Source organism: Photorhabdus sp. RM323S, from assembly GCF_042879375.1.
In the GTDB taxonomy this organism is placed as follows: Bacteria; Pseudomonadota; Gammaproteobacteria; order Enterobacterales; family Enterobacteriaceae; genus Photorhabdus; species Photorhabdus tasmaniensis.
On the sequence record NZ_JBHFKZ010000032.1, the window covers coordinates 13,714 to 24,285 of the forward strand.

Consider the following 10,572-nt stretch of genomic DNA (forward strand, 5'->3'; position numbering starts at 1 on the left):
TGAAATGCCTTGACAAATAAGTAGGTATTTATACAATAACGTCCTAAGGACGTTATTGTATAAATACTTTATGCGATATTTTTTTAATACTGTCGGGTTGTCAATACTAACCCACAGAGTGACGGTAAATTTTTAAACCGCTTATAGCAAATGCAAATACTTATTTTGGATAAAGAGGAAAATTATGGAAGGTAAATTACCATCTCTTTTCCTACGCCTGAAAAATAAAAGCAGATGGAACACAACCTGGAGAAATCATATTCAATCTACCATCTGACTAATCGTGCAGACTTGATTGATATATCTTACTCATTCTTATTAGTCATTGAATAATTTATTCTAAAAACAATTCCAACTCCCTTTTAAAAGTTTGTCAATCTAATGTAAGTCCACTGGATAAAAATGCTAAATTTACGCACCAGATTATCTTCGTCATTAAGCTCATTAAAAATCTCATAGTCGAGTACACTGATTTTCCAAACTAATCCTATGGGAATACCCAAAAATCCACATCATACCGTTTTTACCTCAAAGATATTTCTTAAAAGTACCCATCATCACAGTAATAGTGATCCCCAACAGGAGAGCTGCGGGTAACAAGAGTAAATTAGGATACACAGCCGACGGCCAGGAGAGATATAACAGACAGGGTACACAAAACGCCGGTTTCACAAACCGTTTGGCATGATGATAAACAAAACTCGATTCATAGGCAGCACCATAACGTCGCAGGTCACGTCGACTGAGTCCTTCAACGACAGCAACACCTATAACCATCACAAACAATGGCAAAGACAATACCAGAATAGTGAGCCGGATAACAAAGGTTACGGTCACATATACCGTTGCCAGCAGGTACTTCCGCAAACTTTCCGCCAGCCATACACGCCAATCGCTCAACTCTCTCACCATTTCATGGTGGCTCCGAGCTTGTACTGTATGCTGTTGATTAACCCAGTCCAGTGTACCACTGTCTACCAGCACCCACTGATACCCCCATTTTAACCCGATACTGAGCGTAGTAGCGGGTTCTGATAACAGTAAGCTGCGGGTAAACTCTTTAGACAACCAACCGCTTTCCGTGATCATAACTTGCTGGCTGTGTCTCTCTCCCTGCTCCGGCCAGAAAAAGGCGATCCCAAAATATTCAATCATCAGACTGAAAAACAGCGAGGCCAGCAACAAGCCAATAAGCATCCACGGAAAATCCCACAAAACCGTTTTTAATGGTCCTGACTTTTTCGGTGGTGTCTGCGGCGACTCAGTTTTCCCTTGTGCCATTGTTTGCCACCTCCATGCCAGAATCATCGGTCAACACAGCAGTGTTTAACACTGCATTCAGGTCAACTTGTCTGTCATCAGGCATTGCGCTACCCGACCACCAGGATTCACTGGTACGGTAATGTTTACGCATATCATCAGCGATTTTTTGCAGACTTGCCGGCATCAGGTCATCATCATCGGCTGCTGGCAACGGCATGCGGATCTTCCATAACCGTCCCCCTTCAAGCAGAGCAAATGCCTGACCTTTCGGCAGATTAATCACCTCTGCGGGGGTAATTAACGGCGTTCTAATCGTGCTAACCCGGTCCTGTGTATTAGAGGTAAAGTGACTCCCCTGCTCTGGACTGGAGATATCGGTAATCCCGGAGACTAAAGTTTTAGTGTACACTTCCACCTCCGGCAACTGGCGGGTTAGCAGCTCGGCTGTGCTGTTTTCCCTAACCCGCAACATGACTAAGGTATTAAAATTTCCTGTTACCTGTGCCGCTTTAGCACTGCTGCCAATACGTGCTTCAATATCAGACAAGGTCTGGGTGTACGCGGTTACCTCTATCCCGGCACCACCCCCTTTGTTAATCAACGGAATAAATTCATCGCCCATCAGCTCATTGAATTCATCACAATGTAAGCTAATGGGAAGTTTCCTCGTTTTGCCTTCGGGTAAACCGTCATCCAGACCAAATTTATAGATGTGACCCGCAACGGAAACCAAGTCTGCGAACATGGAATTACCCACCGCCGAAGCGACTTCCGCATCCGACAAAGCATCCAGTCCCACATAGACAATACCTTTCTTACGTATCACCTGTTGCCAGTCAAAGATGGGACGCTGATCGTTCATATCCGTGTAATCCGGTGCCAGCAGTGCAGCTGTTTTCCCTGTGGTCAGCTTTTCCAGTAACGGCAAAAGCGACGCCACAATTTTATCAAAGTAGGTGCGATCATAGCGAACCGCACTGCGCAAGCCGTCCAGTATCGGATCGTAGAGTTTTTTCCCCGCTTCTGAGCTTAGTGCCATTTCAATCGCCCAGATTTTTACCGCATTCGCCTGCCCCTGCATATTGCGTGGCAAATCATCTTCCGTCAGCAGACCCAGGCTTTTTTTCACCTGTTCCCATAACACAGGCAAGCGTTGCCTGATAATTTTTTCAGCATAAGTTTCATACAGTTCCCCAATATTGGTGACATAGCGTAATATCAGGGTGTAATCCGGTCTCTGCCCCAGAGCCACCAAGGCGCGGGTCACGATATTGACAAAGCGCCAGGCAAACTCACGAAAAGCGGCGCTATTACCCGCCCCACTCAATTGTCCTGCTATACGAGAAGCGACTTCTGAAACCCGACCAAAACGTCCAACAGCATTGTAGCGGGCACTAATATCTGGCCAGCCCAGATGAAACACCTGGAATTCATCTTCCCGACCGGCACGATGCGCTTCCGCCCACATGCGTTTGAGCAGGTCTGCATCGCCTTTTGGGTCAAACACAATCGTGATATTACCCCGCCGGATATCTTGCGTGATGAGTAACTCTGCCAGCCGGGTCTTACCAACACGGGTTGTGCCGAGTACCAGCATATGACCGACTCGTTCACACAGATCCATTGACACATTAACCTCTTCCGGCTCAATGCCATGCAATGCCGGATTGCCCCCTACCGGCGGCAGTGGCCTCACCGGGTTCCACGGAGAATCACGTTGCATCAGACGACATAAGGAGGGTAATGAGTATTCAAATCGTCGCTCAAATGCCCGCGCTAATTGATAATAGCGGGGAGGTTGAACATAACGTTCGACTTCCGGGCGCAGGGTATCCAGCAAACGTTGTGTATGTTTTTGTTGCCAAAGAAACCCTTTCCCCAGAAACAGTCGTTGATGACTTATTGGCACTTGGTTGCTGGTCATCACATAACGGGGCAGTCGTCGGATATGACGCCGGTAGTGCAGTACTCGTAGTCCCTGCCGGAATCGGATACTGGATAACACGCCAAAACCTGCCGCCGTGACATCACTGACGGACGGTGACAATGCCACAGCCCAAGGCGCTGCGATACAGACACCTGCGGCTACCGCTGCAACCATAGCCGTATTCAGTTCTACCGCCGGACGCAATAGGGTTTCAATCACATAGCGATCACTCATCAATCACATGACCATTGAAAATGTGAAGGGCACAGCCAGTCTCGTTTCCCTGCCAGCAAATCAAGCAGACGCTGACCACTGATAAGCTGAATACGTGGATGCGATTTCAGTAATGTTCGGCTTGTCGTGCCGATGCGACCGGTATGAATAAAGAAGCCGCCACATTGCTCTTTAATCAGCAACGTACCAAATGCCTGAATATGACGGGCTGCAATAAACTGGCTGTAACGTTTGGCCTGAATCAGATAACGCTGCCTGGCGATAAACACCTGACCGTCCAAACCATCATCACCGCTGTAGCGACAGTTGCGGATGACGGTCAGCCCCTGACGCTCGAATGCCGACAACAATAATTCTTCAAAAACATACGGGTTGATTTTGCGTAAATATCTCAGGCGTTGTGCATCTCCCGCTAACTGAGGTAACCGATCCAGAATACGGACAGCCTGTGTCCGGTAGTGACGATGACGCCATGACCGGGCTGATAATGAAGGTATGTTGAGCCACAGCACCACAATCGTCAGCAACAGCCACAGTAGCAGTAACCATGCTGGACAACCCTGCTGCCACACGGTGTCCAATACCGGATGACGAGGCCACATCAACGCACCTGCTGAGTTAAACCAGTATCGGTTATCAACACTGGGTAATGCCGCAAGTTCAGTCGCCGGGCCAAATCACTGCCGGAAGCGGGGGCTAATACCAAGCCCTCTGCAAGCTGACGCAGTTCATCCAGTTGTGTTTTATCTCGCACACTGACCAGCAACCCCACCGCCTGCTTTTTCCGAAGACCAACCAAATTTTTCTTCAACCACTGTTTTGACCGGGCATCATCCCCAATCATGAACAACGCCCCCATTCCCGGCAATTGCAACGGACGAACGTCAACAGGTCCGGGAGACAATTCCGGCGTTTCCACCGGTAACATGCCCCCTTCGGTTAAATCTGGCGGGGTCACTTCCGTATTTAAAGAAGTAGTCAGTTCATTGTCCTGAGCGTTAATGGCATCAAAATACGCTGCTGTAGATTGTCCACCCAAATCAGCCATAATAGTCAGTGCAGCCTGAGAACAGGGTGTCAATATCATCATCATTAAAAATAAACGACAGCGGTAACGGATTAAGTTAGGGATTAACATCTTCTTTATTTTTCCTTCGGTTCAATCCAGGTCTGTGTCGTATTAGCTACAGCAATATTGGTGGACAAAACAGGATATCGGGTTTCTAGCGTACTCAGTTTACGTGCGACAATTTTCCGATACTTACTCGCGGGTTGACCGCCAGCGGGATGGTGATAACAGCCTGCCGCATTCAACCAACTACCCGGATTGGATTGATAACAGGTTTTCAGAATACGGGCTGCCGCATGAAGATTATTATAGGGGTCCAAGGCATCCCAATAAGAACGAAAATAATGGCCGTTCCAGCCTAAATTCACTTGAGTAATCCCCACATCAATACGTTTGAGTGGTACGCTACGCATAAATCCCTGTAACGCCTGCCAGACTGCCTGCCGGGTTGCATAGCGATAACTCTTTCCAGCCACATTGAGCGTCCACGGCCAGGGGCGTTCATGTTTCTCCTGTGGCAAACGTTTTGCCGATTCAGCCAGTGCCAACGCATAAAGCACTTCGGCAGGTACGCCATGCACCCGCGCAATCTGTTGGTACCCAGGCGGAACAACCTGTTTTACCGCAGCGGCCATACCTTCTGTCACCCAAAAGAGACTTCCCGCCACAGCGAGACTCAAAATGCCACCACACGCCATCCGTCATTCTCATGTTGTAGTACGACCGGCATTTTCCCCTGACCAAATTGTCGCCAGCGTCCTTTGTCATGATTAAGCGTGATTTTTCGGCTACGGACTTTTTCTAATGGAATATGATGTTTACCTGCCCAGGTACGTAAAACATCATCGTTGCCTTCACTATCTACCAGGTAAATATCCACCTCACGATCAACTGACAAGACAGCAGCCAGCCGGGCATCACAAGCCGCGCAATCCTCTTTCACAAATAACGCCAGCCGCCCCAGATTACCCTGTGCAATTCCGTCCCCCTTGCCTAAATTAACCGGCAAAATATTCGGCGCCAGACGCTTCCAGGCCGCATCCACCGCCCGCTGGAACGCCAACTCTTTTTCAGTACGGACATATTCCTGTTTAACCCACAATTCTGCATAACGTTGACGCTCTTGTACTGTTTCGGCCTCAATACCCAATGCACTCAACGGATCGAGCCCAGGAGACTGCATGCCCCGTCTACCTTGCATCAATTGCTGATAACGCTGAAACTCTGCTTCCGTCAGTCCCCATATTTGCGCCTGAATACGGTGGTTTTCAGCCTGCGTGACCTGTTGCTGAGTCGCTTTCATTCCCGTCTCTGTCTGTTCAGAGATAGCAACCTGTGCCGCCGAAGCTGACAGAGACATAACAACGCCAATCAGCACCAACCCTTTCCTCTGGCTGAAAAAATCTTTTCTCATCATTACCTTCCATTGACTGACAGGATTTGACGATGCCCTTGTACCTGGAACAAAGCCTGATGATCAGAGATACTGACCAACGTCCACTCAAATGCGCTTTCACCCGGAGTCAGTAAGCGCATTTGAGATAGTTGGGAATGAGGAGCTGTGTCTTGTGGAATAATAACGGCATAAACTTGTTCTCCCCGACGTTCAATACCAGAAAGCATGAAAGGAGCCACTATCCGTTTCTTCGTTCGAAGAACCTCCCGGTCAGGTGTGCCCGCTTTTTTACCAAAATGCTTTTCCTGCTGAGATTTCCACGCGATTAATGCGTCAACGCGCATTTCCTGCTGTTTCCCGATATTTTTCAATACACTCACTGCTTCGGTAAGATCCTGATGAGCACGGCTTACATCAGTCACTGACTGTACCAGCGGTTTCTGTTGGTCGTTGATGGAACCCTGTTGCGCTATCAATGCCTGATGAAACCGGTCATTTTGCATTTGCCAGTCCTGACGGGAGACAAAGCCGGTATCCGCTTTATCAAGCCGTTCGTGCAGCTTTTGCACCTCATCAGGTAAATGCTGGAATAAGCCATTTCGTACCAATGACTGAAATTCTACTAACTGATGATGTTGCTGCCGTACCACGAATGCCAGCAACGCTATGCTGACAATAACAAGCAATATTGACAGATACCCCAGACATTTTTTTAACGACAATCTGGGTTGGGTCTTTTGAGAAACCGCTTGCTGAAAGCTATCAATTTCAGCTTCAGACGTTGGCGACAGAGGAGGGATTTCAGTTGTCATACCACAACATCCTTGTTTGTTTTATTTAGCACTGTGCCTGGAGTACTTTTAGTATTATCGGGTTGCTTGACAAAACAACGGACACAAAAATGCGACTTATTCAGGTCGTGATTAGAGTCTAATCATATGATTACCCGATACCGGGAAGCATACTGGGCAAAACCAGAGAGAATGACGATAAAAAATTCAACATAAAAAAATGAAAATTATCCCCCCAATAATGAAGGTCTAATATAAACCACACATATTATATATTGAAAAGATTTAAATTTAGCCAAACTAACACGTAGTGTCATTTTTTTACTTGAAAAGTAACACGGCGTGTCAGTATGATGTCATCATAGACAGCATGGAGAAGTTACGATGGATTATTTGGAATTTATCGAAACTACCGCTTTCAGTAGGGTTAGAGCAGAACTCATATAAAGATAAAATGAGTTTCAGGAGCTTCAAACTTACTTGTTGAAGTATCACGAACATGGCGACACGATTAGTCAAACTGGTGGGTGCAAAAAGATTCGCTGGGGTCGCAAAGGGATGGGTAAGCGCGGTGGGGTACGAGTTATTTACTATGTCAGGACGTTAAGTGGTCGATTGTATTTGTTGTTTATTTATCCGAAAAATGTACAAGAAGACCTGACACAAGATCAGAAAGCACAATTAAAAAATGCTGTTCAACATATGAAATAAAATGCAGCCTTCAGGCGGTTAACTTCTCCAATTTTATATCTAAATTTTCAGGGAATGATCTAACGTATTGAGGATAAATTATGGAAGAAAACATGTTTAAAGAGCTTTTGAGTAGTGTAAATGAGATGGTCGCTATAGAAAACGGTGAATTTCAGCCTAAGCCTGAACATGTTCATCGTCATGCTATCCCTAATGTTAAATTAATCCGCAAAAATTTCGGTATGAAACAATCCGAGTTTGCGGAAATGGTAGGGGTGAGCACTAGACTGGTGCAAAGTTGGGAACAAAACCAGAGAATACCATCAGGGGTCGCATTGAAAATGCTATTTTTAATAGAGAAAAATCCGAATATCGTAGACACGTTAAGATCTATTTGAGCTAGAAAAGCATTGCTAATTGTCTAGAACGTTTAGGTAAAGATTGCTGTTTTTTATGCACGTTCGGAAAGTAACTGCGTTGAGCTGCTACTTTCCGATATAACGTCATACTTGCAACGTCCACAATGTGGACATGCTGCTTCAGGACAGCATAAAATCTAAGTATGGGGCACTACATTAGTGTTTATGCTGCTGTAGTTAATGTAGAACTATCAACCGTACTCCGGCTAGCTCATTAATTCTGATGCCGGGATACCAACTCCCAAATTGTGCCTTTTTTGTGTAATACTCCGGTCATCTCACCTTACTCTTCCCCTCTGGCCCATGCACGCTACCGCTTCCTTTCTTTAATTTGGAGACTGACATCATGAGCCGTAGCCGATATACCCCGGAGCAAAAACAGCAACATGTGACCCAATGGCGCCACAGTGACCTGACCCGAAAACAGTATTGTGAACAGCATCAGCTGAGTTTTTCCTCTTTCCGCGACTGGATTGCCGACAGTAACAAAATACGCCAACCTCTCAGCCAGACACTGCCCGCCATCTTGCCGGTTTCACTCCAGCCTGACGACGCGCGCACCGTCACCCTGCATACCCCAGACGGCTATACTATCGCCTGTCCATTGACGCTGTTGCCTGACGTGATGCGGGTGCTGGCCCGATGCTGAAACCGCAACAGCTCTTTCTGGTGCGAGAGCCCGTCGACATGCGCCGGGGCATTGATGCCCTGACCCAGCACCTGGAGGGGCTGAATTTGCGCTGGCAGGAAGAAGCCGCTTTTGTCTTCTGCAACAAGGCCCGCTCCCGTCTCAAGGTGTTGCGCTGGGACCGACACGGCGTCTGGCTGTGTACCCGCCGTCTGCACTGGGCCCATTTTGTCTGGCCGAAGCAGGGCGAGCGCAGCTGGGTGATGACGCCCGCCCAGTTTGACTGGCTCATCCGCAGCATTCACTGGCAACAGGTCGAGGGGGATGACCTGTCCAGCTGGCGAAGTTGATTCTGCCGCCCCGGTCACACTTTCACCGGATAACGGCGGGGAATTATCCGGTACACTGTCGGTATGACGCTCAATGACTTAATGGCGCTGGATGACCCGGGCCAGTTCCGCCTGCGGGCACTGGCGCTGCTTCAGCAACAATGTGATTATATTCGCCAGCTGGAAGAGGCCCTGAAACAGGCGCAACGCTGGCGTTTTGGCGCGCACAGCGAAACCCTGCCTGCCGGTCCCAAACGCAGTCAGTTTGAGGAAGATGCCGATACCGATATCGCGGTGCTGGAAACCCGGCTGTCACGCCTGCATATCAGGGAAAACGCGACCCCGGCCCAGCCTAAACGTCAGCCTTTGCCGGCGACATTACCCCGTGAAGATATCCGGCTGGCGCCGGAGACGGAGAGCTGCCCGGATTGCGGTCATGCCCTGCGCTTTTTGCGTGATGAAATCAGTGAGCGACTGGAATATCGCCCCGCGACGTTTGTTGTCCGGCGTTATGTCTGTCCGCAGTACAGCTGTGCGGCCTGCCAGCGAATTCATGCCAAAGCCCAGCCCGCCCGGCTGATTGAAAAGGGCCTTCCGGAGCCGGGGTTGCTGGCTCAGGTGGTGGTCGCCAAATATTGTGACCATCTGCCGCTCTACCGTCAGCAACAAATCTATGCCCGCAGCGGCGTGATTCTGGCTCGCAGCACCCTGTCGGACTGGGTGGGGCAGGTGGTGGTGGCGTTGCAACCGTTGGCCGATGCCCTGAAGCAGACGCTGCTGACGTCGCCGGTGCTGCATGCCGATGAGACCCCGTTGCCGATACTGGTGCCGGGAAAAGGCCAGACCCAGCGCGCCTATCTGTGGACGTCTGTCACCGGCCCCGATAGCTCGCCGGCAGTGGTGTACTATGAGCTGCATCCCGGGCGCAGTGGCCGTTATGCCCAGAGCCTGCTGCAAGACTGGTCGGGCGGTACGCTGGTGACGGATGATTATGCCGGTTACAACGCGCTGCATGCCCGGTCGGATATCACCGAAGCGGGTTGCTGGGCCCACGCCCGCCGCAAATTCTTTGACCAATACAAAGCGAGCCAAAGTCCGGTGGCGAAACAGGCGCTGGATGGCATTCGCGACCTGTACAAGCTGGAGCGAAAAATCATAACCACCCGCATAGCGGGTGGTTTGCTCTAGCCCTATAAGGGCATGTTACCGACCGCGCCTAAATGACGCCGCTTTCTCTTTGTTCAAGCTAAAGGGTCATTGTCTCTTTGGCTTACCCCTTGAAGGGGTTTTCATACTCTCGTGTACTTAATTTATCCTGCATTAAATCTGACTTTTCTCGCTCTCTTATGTATTTCTGGATTGTGGCTTCATTGAGCCCCACCGTACTTACATAGTATCCTTCTGACCAGAACTTCCTGTTGCCAAATTTGTATTTTAAATTCGCATGCTTATCAAATATCATCAACGAACTTTTGCCTTTTAAATATCCCATAAAACTCGACACACTGATTTTCGGTGGGATACTCACGAGCATATGGACATGATCTGACATTAAATGGCCTTCAATGATTTCAACTCCTTTGTACTTACAAAGGTCTCGTAATATTTCACCTATGCTTGTACGGATACTGGCAAAAATGACTTTTCGTCTGTATTTCGGCGAAAAAACGATAGGGTATTTGCACAGCCACTTTGTATGTGCTGAGCTTTGTGCTTTAATCCCCATAAACACCTTTCCTTATTTTAGTTACGTATATTAGCTTGAACATCTATATCGTAACGGAAAGGTGTTTTTCTTGGTATAACCTCGGGTCTCCACCCGCATA

12 protein-coding genes and 1 pseudogene are annotated in these 10,572 nt (G+C 48.4%); 5 read left to right on the forward strand and 8 right to left on the reverse strand.

Going from position 1 to position 10,572, the window contains the following annotated elements:
• Nucleotides 1-528 precede the first annotated feature (528 nt).
• Genes ACGF7G_RS13935 through ACGF7G_RS13965 form a run of 7 tightly spaced genes read right to left on the reverse strand, consistent with a single transcriptional unit; the run spans nucleotide 529 to nucleotide 6,701 of the window.
• Nucleotides 529-1,281, reverse strand: coding sequence for a TIGR03747 family integrating conjugative element membrane protein (locus ACGF7G_RS13935; RefSeq protein WP_387466233.1), 753 nt, complete (start codon nucleotides 1,279-1,281; stop codon nucleotides 529-531).
• Nucleotides 1,262-3,424: a type IV conjugative transfer system coupling protein TraD gene (traD, locus tag ACGF7G_RS13940; protein ID WP_387466234.1), complete on the reverse strand. Its 2,163-nt coding sequence runs from the start codon at nucleotides 3,422-3,424 to the stop codon at nucleotides 1,262-1,264. Before traD ends, ACGF7G_RS13935 begins: the two co-directional genes overlap by 20 nt.
• Nucleotides 3,424-4,026: a restriction endonuclease gene (locus ACGF7G_RS13945; protein ID WP_387466236.1), complete on the reverse strand. Its 603-nt coding sequence runs from the start codon at nucleotides 4,024-4,026 to the stop codon at nucleotides 3,424-3,426. Before ACGF7G_RS13945 ends, traD begins: the two co-directional genes overlap by 1 nt.
• Entirely contained in the window at nucleotides 4,026-4,562 is a 537-nt protein-coding gene (locus tag ACGF7G_RS13950) for an integrating conjugative element protein (RefSeq protein ID WP_387466238.1), read from the reverse strand. The genes ACGF7G_RS13945 and ACGF7G_RS13950 overlap by 1 nt, the downstream gene beginning before the upstream one ends.
• Nucleotides 4,563-4,567: 5 nt before the next feature.
• On the reverse strand, nucleotides 4,568-5,191 hold the full coding sequence (locus ACGF7G_RS13955) for a transglycosylase SLT domain-containing protein (protein WP_387466240.1): 624 nt from the start codon (nucleotides 5,189-5,191) through the stop codon (nucleotides 4,568-4,570).
• Nucleotides 5,170-5,907 (reverse strand): TIGR03759 family integrating conjugative element protein, encoded by a 738-nt coding sequence (locus ACGF7G_RS13960; protein ID WP_387466265.1) that lies wholly within the window; start codon nucleotides 5,905-5,907, stop codon nucleotides 5,170-5,172. Before ACGF7G_RS13960 ends, ACGF7G_RS13955 begins: the two co-directional genes overlap by 22 nt.
• 2 nt (nucleotides 5,908-5,909) lie before the next feature.
• Nucleotides 5,910-6,701 (reverse strand): hypothetical protein, encoded by a 792-nt coding sequence (locus tag ACGF7G_RS13965; protein WP_387466242.1) that lies wholly within the window; start codon nucleotides 6,699-6,701, stop codon nucleotides 5,910-5,912.
• 462 nt (nucleotides 6,702-7,163) lie between these two features.
• Here ACGF7G_RS13965 and ACGF7G_RS13970 point away from each other — a divergent pair, with 462 nt between their 5' ends.
• The 5 genes and pseudogenes from ACGF7G_RS13970 to tnpC form a co-directional block, all read left to right on the forward strand.
• Nucleotides 7,164-7,391 carry a type II toxin-antitoxin system RelE/ParE family toxin gene (locus ACGF7G_RS13970; protein ID WP_387466267.1) on the forward strand — a complete coding sequence of 76 codons (228 nt, stop codon included), beginning with the start codon at nucleotides 7,164-7,166 and terminating at the stop codon, nucleotides 7,389-7,391.
• An 80-nt stretch (nucleotides 7,392-7,471) separates the two neighbouring features.
• Nucleotides 7,472-7,768: a NadS family protein gene (nadS, locus tag ACGF7G_RS13975; RefSeq protein ID WP_133813298.1), complete on the forward strand. Its 297-nt coding sequence runs from the start codon at nucleotides 7,472-7,474 to the stop codon at nucleotides 7,766-7,768.
• Nucleotides 7,769-8,135: 367 nt separating this feature from the next.
• Nucleotides 8,136-8,438 (forward strand): IS66 family insertion sequence element accessory protein TnpA, encoded by a 303-nt coding sequence (tnpA, locus tag ACGF7G_RS13980; protein ID WP_387466244.1) that lies wholly within the window; start codon nucleotides 8,136-8,138, stop codon nucleotides 8,436-8,438.
• Nucleotides 8,432-8,767 (forward strand): IS66 family insertion sequence element accessory protein TnpB, encoded by a 336-nt coding sequence (gene tnpB / locus ACGF7G_RS13985; RefSeq protein ID WP_387466246.1) that lies wholly within the window; start codon nucleotides 8,432-8,434, stop codon nucleotides 8,765-8,767. The genes tnpA (ACGF7G_RS13980) and tnpB overlap by 7 nt, the downstream gene beginning before the upstream one ends.
• Before the next feature lie 63 nt (nucleotides 8,768-8,830).
• A pseudogene (tnpC, locus tag ACGF7G_RS13990) lies at nucleotides 8,831-9,901 on the forward strand (IS66 family transposase); the annotation flags it as partial.
• 115 nt (nucleotides 9,902-10,016) lie between these two features.
• On the opposite strand, the gene tnpA (ACGF7G_RS13995) reads toward tnpC, so the two are convergent.
• A complete protein-coding gene (gene tnpA, locus ACGF7G_RS13995) occupies nucleotides 10,017-10,472 on the reverse strand; it encodes an IS200/IS605 family transposase (protein WP_387466248.1) in 456 nt (151 codons plus the stop codon).
• Nucleotides 10,473-10,572 lie beyond the last annotated feature (100 nt).